Source organism: Streptomyces sp. SolWspMP-5a-2, assembly GCF_900091845.1.
Taxonomy (GTDB): Bacteria; Actinomycetota; Actinomycetes; order Streptomycetales; family Streptomycetaceae; genus Streptomyces; species Streptomyces doudnae.
Map to the genome: position 1 here is coordinate 1 of NZ_FMCI01000135.1, position 18,606 is coordinate 18,606.

At 73.4% G+C, this 18,606-nt stretch carries 18 protein-coding genes and 2 pseudogenes; 8 read left to right on the forward strand and 12 right to left on the reverse strand.

The window, feature by feature from the left end:
- Window positions 1-245 (reverse strand): annotated as a pseudogene (locus GA0115242_RS41255) (hypothetical protein); the annotation flags it as partial.
- 59 nt (window positions 246-304) lie between these two features.
- Here GA0115242_RS41255 and GA0115242_RS12975 point away from each other — a divergent pair.
- Together GA0115242_RS12975 and GA0115242_RS12980 are read left to right on the forward strand one after the other, a co-directional pair.
- Window positions 305-1,464, forward strand: a pseudogene (locus tag GA0115242_RS12975) (adenosine deaminase).
- Window positions 1,465-1,483: 19 nt separating this feature from the next.
- Window positions 1,484-2,164, forward strand: coding sequence for a glycerophosphodiester phosphodiesterase (locus tag GA0115242_RS12980; protein WP_093827834.1), 681 nt, complete (start codon window positions 1,484-1,486; stop codon window positions 2,162-2,164).
- A 105-nt stretch (window positions 2,165-2,269) separates the two neighbouring features.
- On the opposite strand, the gene GA0115242_RS12985 is transcribed toward GA0115242_RS12980, so the two are convergent.
- From GA0115242_RS12985 to GA0115242_RS13015, 7 genes are all read right to left on the reverse strand, one after another.
- Window positions 2,270-2,800: a hypothetical protein gene (locus tag GA0115242_RS12985; RefSeq protein ID WP_176729805.1), complete on the reverse strand. Its 531-nt coding sequence runs from the start codon at window positions 2,798-2,800 to the stop codon at window positions 2,270-2,272.
- The gene (locus GA0115242_RS12990) at window positions 2,784-3,275 is read right to left on the reverse strand and encodes an RNA polymerase sigma factor (protein ID WP_093827836.1); all 492 of its coding nucleotides are present in this window, start codon (window positions 3,273-3,275) and stop codon (window positions 2,784-2,786) included. The genes GA0115242_RS12985 and GA0115242_RS12990 overlap by 17 nt, the downstream gene beginning before the upstream one ends.
- Window positions 3,276-3,360: 85 nt before the next feature.
- Window positions 3,361-4,011, reverse strand: a complete 651-nt coding sequence (locus GA0115242_RS12995) for a class F sortase (RefSeq protein ID WP_093827838.1) — start codon at window positions 4,009-4,011, stop codon at window positions 3,361-3,363.
- Entirely contained in the window at window positions 4,008-4,391 is a 384-nt protein-coding gene (locus GA0115242_RS13000; protein ID WP_093827840.1) for a twin-arginine translocation signal domain-containing protein, read from the reverse strand. Before GA0115242_RS13000 ends, GA0115242_RS12995 begins: the two co-directional genes overlap by 4 nt.
- Window positions 4,392-4,498: 107 nt before the next feature.
- On the reverse strand, window positions 4,499-5,494 hold the full coding sequence (locus GA0115242_RS13005) for a TAXI family TRAP transporter solute-binding subunit (protein ID WP_093827842.1): 996 nt from the start codon (window positions 5,492-5,494) through the stop codon (window positions 4,499-4,501).
- Window positions 5,491-6,891: a sensor histidine kinase gene (locus GA0115242_RS13010; protein WP_093827843.1), complete on the reverse strand. Its 1,401-nt coding sequence runs from the start codon at window positions 6,889-6,891 to the stop codon at window positions 5,491-5,493. The genes GA0115242_RS13005 and GA0115242_RS13010 overlap by 4 nt, the downstream gene beginning before the upstream one ends.
- Window positions 6,892-6,898: 7 nt before the next feature.
- Window positions 6,899-7,558 carry a response regulator transcription factor gene (locus GA0115242_RS13015; RefSeq protein WP_093827844.1) on the reverse strand — a complete coding sequence of 220 codons (660 nt, stop codon included), beginning with the start codon at window positions 7,556-7,558 and terminating at the stop codon, window positions 6,899-6,901.
- Between the two features lie 217 nt (window positions 7,559-7,775).
- Here GA0115242_RS13015 and GA0115242_RS13020 point away from each other — a divergent pair, with 217 nt between their 5' ends.
- From GA0115242_RS13020 to GA0115242_RS13030, 3 genes are all read left to right on the forward strand, one after another.
- Window positions 7,776-8,801, forward strand: a complete 1,026-nt coding sequence (locus tag GA0115242_RS13020; RefSeq protein WP_093827846.1) for an amidohydrolase family protein — start codon at window positions 7,776-7,778, stop codon at window positions 8,799-8,801.
- 265 nt (window positions 8,802-9,066) lie between these two features.
- A complete protein-coding gene (locus GA0115242_RS13025) occupies window positions 9,067-9,969 on the forward strand; it encodes an amidohydrolase family protein (RefSeq protein ID WP_093827848.1) in 903 nt (300 codons plus the stop codon).
- Window positions 9,970-10,004: 35 nt separating this feature from the next.
- Window positions 10,005-11,363: an MFS transporter gene (locus GA0115242_RS13030; protein WP_093827938.1), complete on the forward strand. Its 1,359-nt coding sequence runs from the start codon at window positions 10,005-10,007 to the stop codon at window positions 11,361-11,363.
- A gap of 19 nt (window positions 11,364-11,382) precedes the next feature.
- Here the strand turns inward: GA0115242_RS13030 and GA0115242_RS13035 are convergent, their stop codons facing one another.
- Window positions 11,383-12,063 carry a DUF6308 family protein gene (locus GA0115242_RS13035; protein ID WP_256089422.1) on the reverse strand — a complete coding sequence of 227 codons (681 nt, stop codon included), beginning with the start codon at window positions 12,061-12,063 and terminating at the stop codon, window positions 11,383-11,385.
- 20 nt (window positions 12,064-12,083) lie between these two features.
- A complete protein-coding gene (locus GA0115242_RS13040) occupies window positions 12,084-12,692 on the reverse strand; it encodes a TetR/AcrR family transcriptional regulator (protein WP_093827849.1) in 609 nt (202 codons plus the stop codon).
- Window positions 12,693-12,797: 105 nt separating this feature from the next.
- Between GA0115242_RS13040 and GA0115242_RS13045 the strand changes: the two genes are divergently transcribed.
- A complete protein-coding gene (locus tag GA0115242_RS13045) occupies window positions 12,798-13,580 on the forward strand; it encodes an SDR family NAD(P)-dependent oxidoreductase (RefSeq protein WP_093827942.1) in 783 nt (260 codons plus the stop codon).
- A 28-nt stretch (window positions 13,581-13,608) separates the two neighbouring features.
- Here GA0115242_RS13045 and GA0115242_RS13050 read toward each other — a convergent pair whose 3' ends face one another.
- Together GA0115242_RS13050 and GA0115242_RS13055 are read right to left on the reverse strand one after the other, a co-directional pair.
- On the reverse strand, window positions 13,609-14,799 hold the full coding sequence (locus tag GA0115242_RS13050; protein WP_093827851.1) for a polyamine ABC transporter substrate-binding protein: 1,191 nt from the start codon (window positions 14,797-14,799) through the stop codon (window positions 13,609-13,611).
- Window positions 14,800-15,025: 226 nt separating this feature from the next.
- The gene (locus tag GA0115242_RS13055) at window positions 15,026-16,465 is read right to left on the reverse strand and encodes a gamma-aminobutyraldehyde dehydrogenase (RefSeq protein ID WP_093827853.1); all 1,440 of its coding nucleotides are present in this window, start codon (window positions 16,463-16,465) and stop codon (window positions 15,026-15,028) included.
- A 235-nt stretch (window positions 16,466-16,700) separates the two neighbouring features.
- On the opposite strand from GA0115242_RS13055, the gene GA0115242_RS13060 reads away from it, so the two are divergent.
- Both GA0115242_RS13060 and GA0115242_RS13065 read left to right on the forward strand, forming a co-directional pair.
- Window positions 16,701-17,216 carry an Lrp/AsnC family transcriptional regulator gene (locus tag GA0115242_RS13060; protein ID WP_093827855.1) on the forward strand — a complete coding sequence of 172 codons (516 nt, stop codon included), beginning with the start codon at window positions 16,701-16,703 and terminating at the stop codon, window positions 17,214-17,216.
- Between the two features lie 2 nt (window positions 17,217-17,218).
- Window positions 17,219-18,583, forward strand: coding sequence for an aspartate aminotransferase family protein (locus tag GA0115242_RS13065; protein WP_093827857.1), 1,365 nt, complete (start codon window positions 17,219-17,221; stop codon window positions 18,581-18,583).
- Window positions 18,584-18,606 lie beyond the last annotated feature (23 nt).

The window sequence follows — 18,606 nt, forward strand, 5'->3', positions numbered from 1 at the left end:
GGGGCGTCCGGGGCCGTGCGGTCCGCCGGGGGCGCCGCGTCCTCGGGCGTGCTCCACGGGTCCGGGGTCGTCCCGGTCCCGCCGGGTACCGCCCCGCTCACCTCGCGTCCGGCCCACGGGTCCGCCGTCGTACCGTCCGCCGCCGTGCCGGAGACGTCCCGGCCCGCCCAGGGGTCGGACCGGTGCCCCGGGGCCGCCGCGGCGCCGTTCTCCGGCGCTGCCGGCGTCTGCGCGTCGTCGGACATGCCAGGACCCCCCTCTGTCGAACGTCCCGTCATGCTACGGCCCCCGCCGAACCCACGTAATCCGGGCCTACGATGATCCCCGAGTCACCGATCAGCCGATCACCGCGTCCCGTCCGGCCGACATCGCCGGGGACGCCGTTCCGGGGAGGAACCCTTGACCGACCACCGCTTCGAGTCCGCCGCGGCCCCGCGGGACCTGCACGCGTTCATCGCCGGACTGCCCAAGGCCGAACTGCACGTCCACCACGTCGGCTCCGCCTCCCCGCGCATCGTGTCGGAACTCGCCGCCCGGCACGCCGACTCCAAGGTCCCCACCGACCCCGAGGCCCTCGCCGACTTCTTCACCTTCACCGACTTCGCGCACTTCATCGACGTCTACCTCTCCGTCGTCGACCTGATCCGCACCCCCGAGGACGTCCGGCTGCTCACCTACGAGGTGGCCAGGGACATGGCCCGCCAGCAGGTGCGGTACGCCGAACTGACCGTCACCCCCTGGTCGTCCACCCGCCGCAACATCGACGAGCGGGGGTTCATGGACGCGATCGAGGACGCCCGCAAGGCGGCCGAGGCCGACTTCGGGACCGTGCTGCGCTGGTGCTTCGACATCCCCGGCGAGGCGGGACTCGAAGCCGCCGAGGAGACCGTCCGGTTGGCCACCGACGACCGGCTGCGCCCGGAGGGACTGGTGTCGTTCGGGCTCGGCGGGCCCGAGATCGGCGTCCCGCGGCCGCAGTTCAAGCCGTACTTCGACCGGGCGGTCGCGGCCGGACTGCGGTCGGTGCCGCACGCCGGGGAGACGACCGGCCCCGAGACGGTCTGGGACGCGCTGACGCATCTGCGGGCCGAGCGCATCGGGCACGGCACCAACTCCTTCCGCGACCCGAAGCTCCTCGCGCACCTCGCCGAGCGCCGCGTCCCGCTGGAGGTGTGCCCCACGTCGAACATCGCCACCCGCGCCGTCGCCACCCTCGACGAGCACCCGGTCAGGCAGTTCGTCGAGGCGGGCGTGCTGGTGACGATCAACTCCGACGACCCGCCGATGTTCGGCACCGACCTGAACAACGAGTACGCGGTCGCCGCCCGGCTGCTCGACCTCGACGAGCGGGGCGTCGCCGAGCTGGCGAAGAACGCGGTCGAGGCGTCCTTCCTGGACGCGTCGGGCACGGCGCTGCTGGCCGCGGAGATCGACACGTACACCGCGCGGTGGCTCTCCTCCTGAAGCCCACCACAATGGGCCCATGCAGACTCTGACTGCCGTGGGCCATCGCGGCGCCCCCTACCACGCCCGTGAGAACACGCTCGACTCGCTGCGTTCCGCGCTCCGTCTGGGCGCGGACGCGGTCGAGATCGACGTACGCCTCACCAGAGACGGCGTGCCCGTCCTGCTGCACGACGAGACCCTCACCCGCCTCTGGGAGCACGACCGTCCGCTGCACGCCCTGTCCGCGGACGAGGTGCGCGGCGTGACCGGCGGCGGGGTGCCGACGCTGGCCGAGGCGCTGGCCGCGACCGGGGACGGCCGGGTGATGATCGACCTGCCGGGGCGGCCGGACGACCGCGCGGTGGCCACGATCGTGGCGGCGGCCCGGGAGTGCGGGGCCGGGGAGCGCGTCTACTGGACCGGGGACGCGCCGTCGATGCTCGCGGTGCGCGCCGCCGACCCGTCCGCGGAGATCGCGCTGACCCGTACGACGCTGGCCCCGGCCCGCGCCGGACTGCTGGACGCGGTCAGGCCGCGCTGGCTCAACTACCGTTTCGGGCTGGTCGATCACGCCCTGGCGGAGCGGGTCCACCGGGACGGCTACCTGCTGTCGGTGTGGACGCCGGACACCCGCCGCTCGATGCGCAGGCTGATCGACGCGGGCGTCGACTCGATCACCACCAACCGGGTCGGCACACTGCACACGCTGCGGAGTTGAGGCGACCCGGGCGGTGACCCTCGTCAACCGGCCTGTTCGGAAGGGACGTTGGCGCGCTGGTCGCCGTGGCCGGAACCCACGGCGACCGGCGCGCCCCTGCCCCGGCTACGAACTCCGCCCCGACGTGCGGAGTTCGCGGGACGGCGACGGGGTGGTGGGCGTGTCCTGGACGGGGCGGGTCGGTGCGACGGACGCGATCGAGGACGGCAAGGTCGCCTCGGACGCCTCCCTCCTCGGGACAGACGTCCTGGGCTCCTTCTCCGCGCGCCGGGACGGCGGCGAGGCCACCGGCGACCCGGTGGTGTCGCGGGGCTCGCTGCGCCGCTCGGGCGCCGGGGACGCGGGCGAGGGGGTCGGCACCGTGGACCCGCTGACCGGCGGCGGCGCCATCGGGACGACCGGCGCGTCGGGGGTGCCGGGCCCCGAGGTGCGCAGCGGCAGCGCGACGAGGACGGCGACCGCGCAGGTCACCCCGGCCGTGGTGAGCGCCCGCAGCGCCTTGCGGCGGCCCGCGGTGCGGCGGATCTCCCGGTAGCGGCCGACGGGCGGGCCGAGCAGGTCGTCCGGGGGACGCAGGATGACGGTCAGCGGGTCCTCGGGGTCGGGTCCGGCGCTGTCGTCAGGGTGTGTGGTCAAGGCTTCTCCTCAGGTGGACGCGGAGCAGTTCTCTGGCCGCGTGGAGGTCGGCCTTGACAGTTCCTTCCTTGCGGCCGGTCAGTGCGGACACCTCCCGGATCGGCATGTCAGCGTAGTAGTGCAGCAGGATCGGGACCCGCAGTCGCTCCGGCAGGGACTGCACCAGCAACCGGACCGACGGGTCGGCCTGTTCGGGGTGCGGGCGGACGGCGGCCTCCGTGGTGGCCCGGCGCATCGCCCGCCGCTCGCGCTCCGTCTTGCGCCAGTGGTCCCGGACCAGGTTGGCCGCGGTGACGTAGAGGAAGCCCCGGGGCTCCTCCACGGACGCCCAGCGGGCCCAGAGCCGGGTGAACGCCTCGCTGGCGATCTCGTGGGCCGTCCCGTCGTCGTCGACGAGCCGTCGGCACCAGCCGGCCAGGCGTGGGTAGAGGGCAGCGAACAGCTCGGACGCAGCCCTGTCACGGGACCGTTTCAACGCTCTCCATGGTCGTGGGGGCACGTGGGGAAGGATGCCGGGCCGACGGCGTACGTTCCGCGGCCCTGCATCCTTCCCCCGTGGATCAGGTGGGATCGGCGGCCGGCGCGGCGAACACGATCACGTTGTCGGCGTAGCCGTCACCGTCGTGGGCGCCGCCGCAGGTGATGAGCCGCAGCTCCGGCCGGTCGACGTCGCCGTACACCTCCTGGGTGGGGAAGGCGGACTTGGCGACCGTGCGGACGGCGGTGACCTCGAAGCGGGCCGGGCCGCCCTTCTCCAGGCGCGCCTCGATCGTGTCGCCCCGGCGCAGCTCGGAGAGGTGGCGGAAGACGCCGTCCCCGAAGGAGCCGACCGTGACATGGCCGAGGATCACCGACGGTCCGGTCTGACCCGGTGCCGGTGAGTGCCGGTACCAGCCGGCCCGGTCGTGCGCGGTGATCGGCGGCACCTGGACGGTGCCGTCGGCGGCGAGACCGAGCCGCAGCAGCGGGGTGTCGACGTGGATGGCGGGGATCAGCAGCCGTACCGGCGGCGAACCGGCCGTCGGAGGCGCCGATCCGGCGGGCGCGGACGGTGAGGTGCCGGAGTTCCCGGCGCCGCTGCCGTCGCCGCCCGTGCTTCCCGCGCCGCCCTCGCCCTCCGTGCGGACGCCGGTGCCGTCGCCCGGACCGCAGCCCGCGACGAGGGACACGGCGGCCGCACCGAGGAACGCGCGCCTGGAGAACGGACTCATGCCCCGGTCGCCCGGCGGCGGCGCACGACGACGAAACCGGCACCGGCCAGGAGCGCCGTGGCGGCGGCCCCGCCGATCGCGGCGGCCGGGGTGCCGGAGTCCTGCGCGGGGCCGGTGACCCCGGTGTCGGGCGCACCGGCCGGGACCACGGAGACCTGGTCGCGGGAGGCCGGACGCTTGGTCGGGGTGGTCGCGCGGGTCGGCTGGGTGCTCGGCACCGGCGACGCCTCGGACGCGCGGTCGGTCGGCCCGGTGGCGGGCACCGGGGACGCCTCGGCGGGGCGGGTGGTCGGGGTGGTCGAGTCGGCGAAGGCGGGGACGGTGCCCAGCACGACGGCGGCGCAACCGAGGGCCGCGGCACCGATGAAGGTTCGACGCATCAGGTGGCTCTCTCTCGTTGGCGGAAAGGAATCGAGCGGAGAGACGAGGCAGCACCGGGACAGGTTGTAAAGAGATGGCAAAGTCGCGCCGGGGGGTTTCGGCGGGGTCAGCCGTGCAGTGCCCGGTAGGCGCGCACCGCGCCCGGGTGCAGGGCGATCGCGCCGGTGCCGATGAGGCTGCGGACGTCGAGGAACTGCGTGCCGACGGCGTTGCCGGGCACCAGCGCGCCCGCGCGCAGCACCAGCAGCCGGGTGAGGGTCTCGGCGACCCTGCGGTCCAGGTCGGGACGGCAGACCAGCAGGTTGGAGACGCCGATGGTGGCGACGCCCGCCGCCGCCCGGTAGGCGCCCTGCGGCAGCGACACCTCCTCGAGCCCGGCCCCGGCCCGCCCGTCCGCGCCGCCGAGCCGGGCCAGCAGCCCGCCCAGCGGCAGGAACCGCAGCCCCGGCCTGACGTCGAGGTCGGAGAGGGTGGGCAGCGGGACGCCGCCCGCCACCAGCAGTCCCTCGATCGCGCCGGTGCGCATCGCGGCGGCGGCCGTCTCCAGCGGGAGGTGCCGGACGGGGACGTCCCCCGGGGCGAGACCGGCCGCGCGCAGCAGCCGTTCGCCGAGTTCGGCGGCGCCCGATCCGGTGGCGCCGAGCGAGACGGTGTGTCCGGCCAGGTCGGCCACCGTGCGCACCGGCGAGTCGGCCCGCACGGCGAACTGGAGGTACGTCTCGTAGACCCGGCCGATGGCCCGCAGCGGCACCGGCCCGGGGAGCGGTCCGGCCGCCTGGACGGCCCGCGCGGTGTCGGTGAGGACGAGGGCGAGGTCGGCGCGGCGGTCGCGCAGCAGCTCGATGTTGGTGAGGCTGCCCGGGGTGGTCCTGATCCGGCAGACCAGCCGGGGGTGGGCGGCCTCGATCTCGGCGGCCAGGAGCCGTCCGAACGCGGCGTAGAACGCGGTGGGTTCCCCGGTGGCGATCCGCAGCACGCCGCTGGGCCCGGGGTCCTGCCGCGACCCGTCCGCGGCGAGGGCGCCGCCCAGCAGACCCCCGAGGGCGGCGCCGAGCCCGGCCCGGAGCGCCCGGCGGCGGGCGGGGTGCGGGCCGCCGTTCACCGCGCTCCTCCGGGGTGGCGCGGCACCAGGGCCCTCGCCCGCAGGCCGCGGGGACGGGCGGAGGTCAGCTCCAGGCGTCCGCCGCGGGCGGCGAGGAGCTGTTCGGCGATGGCCAGGCCCAACCCGGTTCCCTTCGTGCGGGAGTTGTCGGCCGAGCGCCAGAACCTGGTGGTGGCCAGGGCGAGTTCAAAGGGGCGCAGGCCCGGTCCGTCGTCGGTCACGGTGAGGACCGCGTACCCGCCCTCGACGCCGTGGCCGAGCGTGATCCCGGCGCCGGGGCCCGCGTACTTGATCGCGTTGTCCAGCAGGACGGCGGCGACCTGGGCCAGTTCACCGTCGGTGCAGGCGGCGACCGCCGACGGCGGCCCGGCGGAGGACGTGATGCGCAGCCCGGCCCGCCGCGCCACCGGCTCCCACCGCGCACCCTGTTCCGCGACGACCGCCGCGACCTCGCAGCGCACGTCGGGCCCGTCGGTCACGGTCAGCTCCCCGGCCCGGTGCTCGGCGGCGGCCAGCGCGAGGAGGTCGTCGAGGAGGGTCTCCAGCCGGTCGAGTTCGGTGGTGACGCCGGTGTACGTGCGGTCGGCGGCGGGCGGCAGATGGGGGTGGAGGGCGTCGACGCGCAGCCGCAGCGCGGCCATCGGGTTGCGCATCTGGTGCGAGGTGTCGGCGACCAGCCGCCGCTGCTGTTCGAGGGCGGCCGTGACGGTCCTGGCCATGCGGTTGAACCCGGTGGCGAGCTGCCGCAGTTCGGGCGGCCCGCCGGCCCTGGTCTGCTCCGGCGGCAGCCCGGCCGCGAGCTGTCCGACGGCGCGGTCGAGGCGGCGCAGCGGGCTGACCACCCAGCCGGTCGCGGCGCGGGCGAGGACCGTGCAGGCCACCGCGACCAGGGCGGTCCCGGCGAGGACGGCGGCCCAGCGGCGGGCGATGTCGTGGGCGGCCGCGCCGGTCGAGGCGCGCAGCACGACGGCGCCGGAGACCCGGGTGCCCGATCCGGCCGGTTCGGCGAACGTGCGCGACCCGTGCGACCAGGGGCGCAGCGCGGCCGAGGGGTGGGCGGTCTGGTTGCGCAGGGCCGCGTCGAGGAGGCGGGCGACGGCCGGGTCGGCGGCCCGCACCCCGCCGGTCTCGACGACGGGTCTGCGCCGGGTGTCGGTGACCACCAGCCCCTCGCCGTAGAGCTGGGTGTAGCGGCGGGCCTCGGCGGTGAGCGCTGAGGTGTCGCCGGTGGCCGCGGCCTGGTCGGTGAGGGAGGCGAGGCGGTCGAGGTCGGAGCTGCGGGCGAGGACCCACTGCTGGGTGCGGTCGGAGGCGGTGAACAGCAGCAGCGGGACGGCGAAGGCGGCCACCGCCAGCACGACGAACATCAGCAGCGCGGCCTGGACCCGGGTGCGCACGCCGCCCTCACTCCCCGAGCCGGTAGCCGAAACCCCGGATGGTGGTGAGGAGTTCGGGGCGGCGCAGTTTGGCGCGCAGCTGGGTGAGGTGGACGTCGAGGGAGCGCGAGACGGCGTGGTAGGCGTCGCCCCACACCTCGTCGAGGAGCTGCTCCCGGCTGACGGCGGTGCCCGCGCGGGCGGCCAGGGCGGCGAGGACGTCGAACTCCTTGGTGGTCAGCCCGACCGGGTCGCCGCCGACGGTGACCCGGCGGACGTCGAGGTCGATCTCGACGTCGCCGACGCGCACCGGTCCTGTCCCGGTCCCGGCGCGGCCGCGGCTGCGCCGGGTGACGGCGTCGATGCGGGCGAGCAGCTCGGCCAGCCGGACCGGTTTGACCAGGTAGTCGTCGGCGCCGAGGTGCAGTCCGCGCACGACGGAGCGTTCGTCGCCGCGGGCGGTGAGCACCAGCACCGGCAGGTCGCTGACGGCCCGCAGGGCGCGCAGGACGTCGAGGCCGTCCAGGTCGGGCAGGCCGAGGTCGAGCAGGAGCAGGTCGGAGCTGCGGTGATAGGTGAGGACGTCCCGGCCGTGGCGCACCCGCCGGGTGACGTGCCCGTGGTCGTAGAGGACCTCCACCAGCGCCGCGGCGACGCCGTCGTCGTCCTCGGCCAGCAGTATCTGCACCCCGCGGCCTCCTGTCGTCCGTGCCTTCCCGTGCCCGCGCCGCCTTCGAATGTAGACCACGCGCACCCCCTACCACCTGCGACGATGCGCGCACGGACGGTCAGCGGGCGGCAATGTTAAGGGACGGTTAGTTCTGTGCCGGGGTGTCTCGTGCGGGGCTCCGGGGCGGCGCGAGGCTGCGGCGGTCGGCGGCAACCGCGCCCCGGGAAGGACCCTCATGATCATCGACTGTCACGGTCACTACACGACCGCACCGCCCGCCCTCGCCGCCTGGCGCGAGAGGCAGACGGCCGCGCTCGCCGACCCCGCGTCCGCCCCCTCCCGCGCCGAACTCGTCATCGGCGACGACGAACTGCGGGAGAGCGTCGAGCCGAACCAGCTCCGGATGATGGACGAACGGGGCATCGACCTGACGGTGTTCTCGCCCCGGGCGTCCTTCATGGCGCACCACGTGGGGGACTTCGCGACCTCCGCCGCATGGGCCGCGCTCTGCAACGACCTCTGCCACCGGGTCGCGGGGCTGTACCCGCGGCGGTTCGCGACGGCGGCGATGCTGCCGCAGTCCCCGGGCGTCGACCCGGCCACCTGTGTCCCCGAACTGACGCGCGCGGTAGAAGAGTTGGGGGCGGTTGCGGTGAACCTGAACCCCGACCCCTCGGGCGGCCACTGGAGCGCGCCGCCGCTGACGGACCGCTCCTGGTACCCGCTCTACGAGAAGCTCGTCGAGTACGACGTCCCGGCGATGATCCACGTCAGCACCAGCGTGAACCCGGCGTTCCACACCACCGGCGCGCACTACCTCAACGCCGACACCACGGCGTTCATGCAGCTCGTGCAGGGCGATCTGTTCGCGGACTTCCCCACCCTGCGGCTGGTGATCCCGCACGGCGGCGGGGCGGTGCCCTACCACTGGGGCCGCTTCCGCGGCCTGGCGATGGCGCTGGGCAGGCCGCCGCTGGAGGAACACGTCCTGGGCAACGTCTACTTCGACACCTGCGTGTACCACCAGCCGGGCGCCGACCTGCTCTTCGACGTCGTGCCGACCCGCAACATCCTGTTCGCCTCGGAGATGATCGGCGCCGTCCGGGACGTCGACCCGTGCAGCGGCCACCACTTCGACGACACCGGCCGGTACGCGGAGGCGGCGGGGCTGCCCGAGGCGGACCTGGCGGCGATCCGGGAGCACAACGCGCGCGCCGTCTACCCGCGCCTGGACGCGCTGCTGCGCCGCCAGAACCGCTGACCCGCGGGGGGCCGTCCCGGCGGTTCCCGGGAACGCGCTCGGACGCTCACCGGCGCCCAACGGCACAGCGCGCCCGCGCCGACGCGCACCACGGCCACGTCACGCCCACGCCGACCCGCACCCGCGCCCGCGCCCGCCGCCGCACCCCGACTGCACCCGTACCCACCGCCGCACCCGGACCCCGACTGCACCCGCACCCGCCGCCACCCCCACACCCCGACCGCACCCGCACCCGCCGCCGCACCCGCATCCCGAGAGGTCCGCCATGCCCGCCCCCAAGTCCCCCGGCTGGCTCGACTGGCATCCGAGCCCGTCCGTGCCCCGCTTCACCCTGCCCCCCGGCACGGTCGACACCCACTGCCATGTCTTCGGCCCGCAGGCCCGCTTCCCGTTCGCGCCGGAGCGCAAGTACACGCCCTGCGACGGCGGACGCGACGACCTCTTCGCCCTCCGCGACCACCTCGGCATCGCCCGGAACGTCATCGTGCAGGCCACCTGCCACGGCGCGGACAACTCGGCGATGCTGGACGCGGTCCGCGCCTCCGGCGGGCTGGCCCGGGGCGTCGCGACCGTCCGCCCCGACATCGGCGAGGACGAGCTGCGCGCCCTCGACGCGGCCGGTGTGCGCGGCGTCCGCTTCAACTTCGTGCGCCGGCTGGTCGACGCCTCGCCCGCGGCGGACCTGGCCGCCATCGCGCGGAAGATCGCCCCGCTGGGCTGGCACGTCGTCCTGTACTTCGAGAGCGCGGACCTGCCCGACCTGGAGGACTTCTTCGCCTCGCTGCCGACCCCGCTGGTGGTGGACCACATGGGCCGCCCCGACGTCACCCGCCCGGTCGGCGGCCCGGAGTTCACCCGCTTCCTGCGCTTCGTCGAGGCGAACGACGTGTGGGTGAAGGTGAGTTGCCCCGAGCGGCTCAGCGTCACCGGACCGCCCGCCCTCGACGGCGAGACCCGCGCCTACACCGACGTGGTGCCGTTCGCCCGCCGGGTGGTGACGGAGTTCCCCGACCGCGTCCTGTGGGGCACCGACTGGCCGCACCCCAACCTCACCGGCCACATGCCCGACGACGGCCTCCTGGTCGACCACGTCCCGCACCTCGCGCCGACGGCAGAGCAGCGCACGAAGCTGCTGGTCACCAACCCGATGGCCCTGTACTGGCCGTGATCCCCGACCGCCCCTCCGACCCGAAGGCCGTCCCCGTGCAGAACGCCAACGCGATGAACCGGATGAACCGCCTGCCGGTCTCCGGCTTCCACAAGACCATGCTGCTCGCCGTCTCCTTCGCGTACTTCTTCGAGTTCGCGGACATCAACAGCTTCGCCACCACCGCGCCCAAACTGATCGACCTGTGGGGCGTGACGGTCGACCACGTCGCCTATGTGACGTCCCTGTCGTTCGTCGGCATGTTCGTCGGCTCGCTCGCGGGCGGCGCCCTCGCCGACCGGTGGGGCCGCAAACTCGCCCTCGTCCGCACGACGGTGTTCTTCGGCTTCTTCTCCCTGGTCTCCGTCTTCTCCTGGGACCTGGTCTCGCTGGGCGCGTTCCGGGTGCTGACGTCGGCGGGCCTGTCGGCGATGACCGTCGTCGGCGTCGTCTACATCAACGAGATGTATCCGGCCGCCGTGCGCGGCAAGTACCAGGCGTACGCGATCGTCATCGGGATCTGCGGCACCCCGGTCACCAACCTCATCGCCAGCGCGGTCGTGCCGCTCAGCGACTGGTCGTGGCGGCTCGTCTACCTCTGGGGCTCGCTCGGCCTGCTGCTCGTCCTGTTCACCCGGCACCTCAAGGAGTCGCCGCGCTGGTACGAGAGCCGGGGCGACCACGCGAAGGCCGACGAGGTGCTGCGCGAGATCGAGGCCCGGGTGACGGCCGAGCTGGGCCCGCTGCCCGAACCGGCGCCGCCGGTGGCCGAGGCCCCGGTGACGAAGGCCCCGCTGCGCCTGCTCCTGCAGCGCAAGTACCTGCTGCCGACCCTGCTGCTCACGGTCGTCTGGGTGACCCAGACCATCGGTTTCTTCGGGTATTCGAGCTGGGCGCCGACGCTGCTGGCCAAGGAGGGCTTCAGCGTCGAGAAGTCGGTGTTCTACGTGGCCCTGACGACGGTGGGCGCCCCGCTGGGCTCCTATCTGGCGGCGCTGGTCACCGACCGCTTCGAACGCAAGTGGTGCCTGGTCGCGTTCGGCACGGTGATCGCGGTCTGCGGCCTGCTGTACGGGCTGACCTTCGACCCCGTCCTGATCATCGTCTTCGGCTTCCTGGTCAACCTCTTCGAACGCGGCTACACGGCCCTCGGCTACGCCTACTCCCCCGAGGTGTTCGACACCCGGGGCCGCTCGCTGGGCACCAGCGTCTCCTACGGCCTCGGCCGCCTCTCCAACGCGGCGGGCCCGCTGATCGTGGCGTCCCTGTACACCCACCACGGCTACCGCAGCGTCTTCTTCTTCATCGCGGGGAGCTGGCTGGTGGGCGCGGTCACCCTGGCCGTCTTCGGCCCCCGCACCCGCGCGGCCCGCCTGGCCCGGACGGCGCAGCAGGAGAAGGCGGCGACGGTCTGAGGGGCGGCGGGGGAAGCCGTCACACCCCGGGGCAGCCACGCTTGCGGTGGGTGTCCCGGTGGTGCTTCCAGATCAGCACGTCGCAGACCCGCAGCGCCCCGACCGTCCCGGGCACCCCGGCACGGTCCCGCAGCTCGAGCAACCCGGTGTGCAGGGCGCGCCCGTCGGCCCGCAGCGCCCCGTGCAGCCCGAGCCAGAACTCCCGCGGCGCCCCGAGGGCACACCGGACGACGCTGTCGTAGACGGGAACCAGCCGGGGCCGCTTCCGGGCGAGGATCTTGCCCGCGACGACCCAGCCGACCTTGTCCTGTCCGCGCAGCAGCTCCCAGGCGGCGTGGGCCGGGGAGTTGCGGTCCAGGTCCGTACGGGCGGCGTCGGCCATGTCGAGGTCGCGGGGGACGCGGCGCAGCAGTTCGCGGAGGTCGCGGCCGAGCCCGCCTTCCAGGAGGTCGAGGGCGACCCGCGAGGGGACGGACACCGACAGGGTCTGCACCGCGACGAGGTCGTCGGCGGTCACCGTGTCCGCGGTCTCCGGCCGGTCCCCTCCGCCGCCGAGCCGTTCGAAGCGGCTGCCGGTGTACCCGGCCGCCTCGCCCGGCGCGACGGCGCGGAAGTACTCCGCGAGGTGCCGCGGCGCCTGGTCCGAGGCGACGAGGCCGCTCAACCACGCGCCGGGGAAGGGCCGTCGGGCTGTCGTCACGGGCTGCTCCTCGGTCGCCTTCAGCCGGGCGGCCAGTTTCGCAGGGCGAGGGCGGCCACGCGGTGCAGTTCGTCGGAAGAGGCGCCGCCGACGGCCTGGACGGCGATGCCGTTGGCGACGGTCATCAGGTAGCGGGCCAGCAGCAGGGGGTCGGTGCCGGACGGCAGGTCGCCCTCGTCGACGGCGCGCGCGAACCGTTCGCCGAGCCGGGCCACGCCCTCGTCGCGCCAGGCGACGAGGGCGTCGCGGGCGGCGTGTCCCGACTCGCCCGCGGCGAGGGAGCCCTGGACCCCGAGGCAGCCGGCGGGGCAGCCGGGCCGGGTGGTGGCCCGCACCGAGCCGTCGAGGAAGGCGGTGGCGACCCGCTGCGCGGTCGGCTCCCGCAGCGCCCGGCCCACGTACGCGGCGGGACCCTCGGAGTACCGCTCCAGGGCCTTGCGGAACAGCTCCTCCTTGTTGCCGAAGGCCGCGTACATGCTGGTGCGGGTGATGCCCATGGCGCTGGTGAGGTCGGTGAGGCTGGCGCCCTCGTAGCCCTGTTCCCAGAAGACGTGGACGGCGCGTTCGAGCGCCTCGTCGGCGTCGAACCCCCGCGGCCGTCCGACCGGGGCCCTGCGATGCGTCTCCATGCGTTCATCCTACTCTTTCTGTACCGATCGGTTCGGAAGGTGCTACGGTCCTCCGTGTCAGCAATTGGTACCGATCGGTACCGAACTTTTGGGGAGGTCATGGACATGAGCACGCAGACAGCCGCCGCGGGGACCGGCACCGGGCAGCTCGAAGGAAGGACCGCCGTGGTCACCGGCGGCGGCACCGGCATCGGTCTGGCCTCCGCCGTCCGGCTGGCGGCCGAGGGCGCGCACGTCTTCGTCACCGGCAGGCGCGCGGCGGAGCTGGACGCGGCCGTCGCCGCCATCGGCCCCGACCGGGCCACCGCCGTGCCGGGCGACGTCACGGACCCGGCCGACCTGGACCGGCTCTACGACGCGGTCCGCGCCCGGGGCCGCGGCCTGGACGTCGTGTTCGCCAACGCGGCCTACGCGGACTTCGCCACCCTGGAGGAGGTCACCGAGGAGCACTTCGAGCGGACGTTCGCCGTCAACGTGCGCGGCACCGTCCTCACCGTCCAGAAGGCGCTGCCGCTGCTCAACGAGGGCGCGTCGGTGATCCTCAACGCCTCCACCGCCGCCGACAACGGCACCCGGGCGTTCGGCACCTACGCGGCGTCCAAGGCGGCCGTCCGCTCCTACGCGCGGACCTGGGCGGGTGAACTCGTCGGCCGGGGCGTCCGGGTCAACGCCATCTCGCCCGGCCCGGTGGACACCCCCGGGATCACGGCCCTCTTCGGCGAGGAGAACGCGGACGGCGCCAGGAAGAACCTCAGCGGCGCCATCGCCGCCGCCCGCATGGGCCGCCCCGAGGAGGTCGCCGCGGTGGTGGCGTTCCTCGCCTCGCCGCAGAGCAGCTTCGTCCTGGGCGCCAACCTGTACGTCGACGGCGGCGAGAACCAGGTCTGACCCCCGGCGGCGGGCGCGGGCGCCCCCGTCACAGCCCCACGATGCGGTTCCACCGCTTCGCGAACTCCACCCGCTCCCCCGAGGTGATGTCCCGCGCGATCACCAGCCGATCGCGCATCGCGCCGTCCGGGAAGATCAGGGGGTTCTCGGCGAGCCGGGCGGTGTCCTCGTCCTTGGACGCCGCCAGCACGTCCCGGGCGGCGGGGACCGGGCAGACGTAGTTGACCCAGGCCGCCAGCTCCGCCGCCACCTCCGGCTCGTAGTAGTAGTCGATCAGCCGCTCGGCGTTGCGCTTGTGCCGGGCGCGGTCGGGGATCATCAGCGAGTCCGACCACAGCTCCGCGCCCTCCTCCGGGACGACGAAGCGGATGTCGGGGTTGTCGGCCTGGAGCTGGATGACGTCGCCCGAGTACGCCTGGCAGGCCAGGACGTCCCCGCTGACCAGGTCCTTCGTGTAGTCGTTCCCGGTGAAGCGGCGGATCTGGCCGCGGGCGACCTGCCGCTGGACCAGGTCGCAGACCCGGTGGAAGTCGTCGGCCTTCCAGGTCCTGATGTCGACACCGTCGCCCTGCATCAGGAGCGCGAACGCCTCGTCGAGCCCGGAGAGCAGGGTCACCCGGCCCTTGAGGTCGTCGGCCCACAGGTCGGAGACGCCGCGGATCTCCCGGCCCACCCGGCGCCGGTCGTAGGCGATGCCGGTGATGCCCGACTGCCAGGGCACGGTGCAGCGGCGGCCGGGGTCGAAGGCGGGCGCGCTCAGCAGCGGGTCCAGGTACCGGGCGACGTGCGGCTGCCGGGACCGGTCCATCCGCTGGACCCAGCCGAGCCGCACGAACCGCGCGCACATCCAGTCGCTGATGACGATCAGATCCCGGCCGGTCTGCTGGTGGTTCATCAGCGCGGGGCTGATCTTGCCGAAGAACTCGTCGTTGTCGTTGATCTCCTCGACGTAGTCGACGGCGATCCCGGTCCGCTTCTCGAACGCGTCCAGCGACGGCCGCTCCGTCGGGTCGTCGTCGTCCGTGTCGACGTACAGCGGCCAGTTGGCGAACCGCAGCCGCCGGTCCCGGACGGAGACGTCGGCCGCCGCGCGGTCGCCGGGCGACACGTACGCGGCCGGCACCCCGCATCCGGCGAGGCCGCCGAGGACCGCACCCCCGCCCAGCGCGCGCAGCAGGGTCCGGCGGGAGGGCGGCGGGAGCTTCGGTGTCAGGGCCATTGCGGCAGCATGCCGCTCCCCCGCGGGGCCGGACAATCGACGCTGCGTCGAGCACGTCCCGGCAGGCGGGACACCTTGTCGACCTGCGCGGCGGGGCCGTCCGGCGCCGGTGGGGCCGGGGACGCGGGACGGCCCCGGACGGGCGTCTGCCGTCCGGGGCCGCGGGGGCCGTACCGGGAGGTCCCGCCCGGAACGGGCCGCGGGGGCCCGCCGGTCGGGTCCGCGCTCACGCGTCCAGGGACGTCATCACGTGCTTGATCCGAGTGTAGTCCTCGAACCCGTACCCGGAGAGGTCCTTGCCGTAGCCGGACTTCTTGAAGCCGCCGTGGGGCATCTCGGCGACCAGCGGGATGTGGGTGTTGATCCACACGCAGCCGAAGTCGAGCCGCTTGGACATCCGCATGGCGCGGCCGTGGTCCTTGGTCCACACCGAGGAGGCGAGCGCGTAGTCGACGCCGTTGGCCCACTCCACGGCCTGGTCCTCGTCCGTGAAGGACTGGACGGTGATGACAGGCCCGAAGACCTCGTTCTGGATGATCTCGTCGTCCTGCCGCAGCCCGGAGACCACGGTCGGCGCGTAGAAGTAGCCCTGCTCGCCGACCCGGTGGCCGCCCGCCTCCACCTTGGCGTGCGCGGGCAGCCGCTCCACGAAGCCGGAGACCTGCCGGAGCTGGTCCGGGTTGTTGAGCGGGCCGTACAGGACGTCCTCGTCGTCGGGCCGCCCGGTCTTCGTCTCGGCGGCCGCCTTGGCGAGCGCGGCCACGAACTCGTCGTGGACGGACTCCTGGACGAGGACGCGGGTGGCCGCCGTGCAGTCCTGCCCGGCGTTGAAGAAGCCCGCCACCGAGATGTCCTCGACGGCCTTGGCGATGTCGGTGTCGGCGAAGACCACGACCGGGGCCTTGCCGCCCAGCTCCAGATGGACCCGCTTGAGGTCGCGGGAGGCGGACTCGGCGACCGACATGCCCGCCCGGACCGAGCCGGTGATGGAGGCCATGGCCGGGGTCGGGTGCTCGACCATGAGACGGCCGGTGTCGCGGTCGCCGGTGACGACGTTGAAGACGCCCTTCGGCAGGATCCCGCCGATGATCTCGGCCATCAGGACGGTGGAGGCCGGGGTGGTGTCCGACGGCTTCAGCACGACCGTGTTCCCGGCCGCGACGGCGGGCGCGAACTTCCAGACGGCCATCATCATCGGGTAGTTCCAGGGCGCGACCTGCGCGCAGACGCCGACCGGCTCACGGCGCACGATCGACGTCATGCCGTCCATGTACTCGCCCGCCGAGCGCCCCTCCAGCATCCGGGCCGCGCCCGCGAAGAAGCGGATCTGGTCGACCATCGGCGGGATCTCCTCCGAGCGGGTCAGCCCGATCGGCTTGCCGGTGTTCTCCACCTCCGCCGCGATCAGCTCCTCGGCCCGCTCCTCGAACGCGTCCGCGATCTTGAGCAGGGCCCGCTGGCGTTCGGCCGGGGTGGTGTCGCGCCAGCCGGGGAAGGCCGCCGCGGCGGCGGACATCGCGGCGTCCACGTCGGCCGCGCCGGACAGCGGCGCGCTCGCGTACGCCTCGCCCGTCACGGGGTTGACGACCTCGGTGGTCCGTCCGTCGGCGGCGTCGCGGAACGCGCCGTCGATGTAGTTGCGCAGACGACGCAGCTCGCTGGTCACTGCCGGCCTCCTGGGGGTGAAGCGGTCGAATGGTCGGTCACCGGAAGCGGCGGCGGGCCGTCGCCCGGCATCGGGACCCCGGACCGCCGCCTGTCCAGTCACTGAGACGCCCACCCTAATCCGCCGACCCACGTTTTCAACACCCCCGATCCCGCCAACGCTGCGAAATCCGCAGGTCTCAGTCACATAGACAACGGATTTCATCGCTCCGCCCTTGCGGAACCGACGAGACGTCGTGCACAGTGAGGGCGTGGCCAGTCGAAGCGCAGAACCGAGGGACTCCCGGGAGTCCAGGAACGGCACCCCGCACCTGGATGCCGTCTCTCTCGCCATCATCGAGCAGCTCCAGGAGGACGGCCGCAGACCGTACGCCGCGATCGGCAAGGCCGTCGGGCTCTCCGAGGCGGCCGTGCGCCAGCGCGTCCAGAAGCTGCTCGACCAGGGCGTGATGCAGATCGTCGCCGTGACGGACCCGCTCACCGTGGGTTTCCGCAGGCAGGCGATGGTCGGCGTCAACGTCGAGGGAGACGTCGAGAAGATCGCCGACGCGCTGACGGCCATGTCGGAAGTCGAGTACGTGGTGATGACCGCGGGCTCGTTCGACCTCCTCGCGGAGATCGTCTGCGAGGACGACGACCACCTGCTGGACGTCATCAACAAACGCATCCGGACACTGCCCGGCGTGCGCTCCACCGAGAGTTTCGTCTACCTGAAGCTCAAGAAGCAGACCTACATGTGGGGAACCCGATAACCGTGAGCCAGAAGGATCTCAGCAAGACCGCGTACGACCACCTGTGGATGCACTTCACCCGCATGTCCTCGTACGAGAACGCCCCCGTGCCGACGATCGTGCGCGGCGAGGGCACCTACATCTACGACGACAAGGGCAGGCGCTACCTCGACGGTCTCGCGGGCCTGTTCGTGGTCCAGGCCGGTCACGGCCGCACCGAGCTGGCCGAGACCGCGTTCAAGCAGGCGCAGGAGCTGGCCTTCTTCCCGGTCTGGTCGTACGCCCACCCCAAGGCCGTCGAGCTGGCCGAGCGGCTCGCGCACCACGCACCGGGCGACCTGAACAAGGTCTTCTTCACCACCGGCGGCGGCGAGGCGGTCGAGACCGCCTGGAAGCTCGCCAAGCAGTACTTCAAGCTCACCGGCAAGCCCACCAAGTACAAGGTCATCTCGCGCGCGGTCGCCTACCACGGCACCCCGCAGGGCGCCCTGTCCATCACCGGCCTGCCGGCCCTCAAGGCCCCGTTCGAGCCGCTGGTGCCGGGCGCGCACAAGGTGCCCAACACCAACATCTACCGGGCCCCGATCCACGGCGACGACCCCGAGGCGTACGGGCGCTGGGCCGCCGACCAGATCGAGCAGCAGATCCTCTTCGAGGGCCCGGAGACGGTCGCCGCCGTCTTCCTCGAACCCGTGCAGAACGCCGGCGGCTGCTTCCCGCCGCCGCCCGGCTACTTCCAGCGGGTGCGCGAGATCTGCGACCAGTACGACGTGCTGCTCGTCTCCGACGAGGTGATCTGCGCCTTCGGCCGCCTGGGCACGATGTTCGCCTGCGACAAGTTCGACTACGTGCCGGACATGATCACCTGCGCCAAGGGCATGACCTCGGGCTACTCCCCGATCGGAGCCTGCATCGTCTCCGACCGGCTGGCCGAGCCCTTCTACCAGGGCGACAACACCTTCCTGCACGGCTACACCTTCGGCGGCCACCCGGTCTCCGCGGCGGTCGGCCTCGCCAACCTCGACCTGTTCGAGCGCGAGGGCCTCAACCAGCACGTGCTGGACAACGAGCACGCGTTCCGGGCCACCCTGGAGAAGCTGCACGACCTGCCGATCGTCGGCGACGTCCGCGGCAACGGCTTCTTCTACGGCATCGAACTCGTCAAGGACAAGCACACCAAGGAGTCCTTCGACGAGGAGGAGACGGAGCGCGTGCTGTACGGCTTCCTCTCCAAGGCGCTGTTCGAGAACGGCCTCTACTGCCGCGCCGACGACCGGGGCGACCCGGTAATCCAGCTCGCCCCGCCGCTGATCTCCCGCCAGGAGACCTTCGACGAGATCGAGCAGATCCTGCGCGCGACGCTCACCGAGGCGTGGACCAAGCTCTGACCGCCACCCCTCCGATCAGCTGA

Bases quoted from the DNA above. Each gene is read 5' to 3' on its own strand.
- GA0115242_RS13045 (WP_093827942.1), top strand. From the start codon at position 12,798: ATGAGCACGCAGACAGCCGCCGCGGGGACCGGCACCGGGCAGCTCGAA.
- GA0115242_RS13025 (WP_093827848.1), top strand. From the start codon at position 9,067: ATGCCCGCCCCCAAGTCCCCCGGCTGGCTCGACTGGCATCCGAGCCCG.
- GA0115242_RS12980 (WP_093827834.1), top strand. From the start codon at position 1,484: ATGCAGACTCTGACTGCCGTGGGCCATCGCGGCGCCCCCTACCACGCC.
- GA0115242_RS13000 (WP_093827840.1), bottom strand. From the start codon at position 4,391: ATGCGTCGAACCTTCATCGGTGCCGCGGCCCTCGGTTGCGCCGCCGTC.
- GA0115242_RS12995 (WP_093827838.1), bottom strand. From the start codon at position 4,011: ATGAGTCCGTTCTCCAGGCGCGCGTTCCTCGGTGCGGCCGCCGTGTCC.
- GA0115242_RS13020 (WP_093827846.1), top strand. From the start codon at position 7,776: ATGATCATCGACTGTCACGGTCACTACACGACCGCACCGCCCGCCCTC.
- GA0115242_RS13040 (WP_093827849.1), bottom strand. From the start codon at position 12,692: ATGGAGACGCATCGCAGGGCCCCGGTCGGACGGCCGCGGGGGTTCGAC.
- GA0115242_RS13050 (WP_093827851.1), bottom strand. From the start codon at position 14,799: ATGGCCCTGACACCGAAGCTCCCGCCGCCCTCCCGCCGGACCCTGCTG.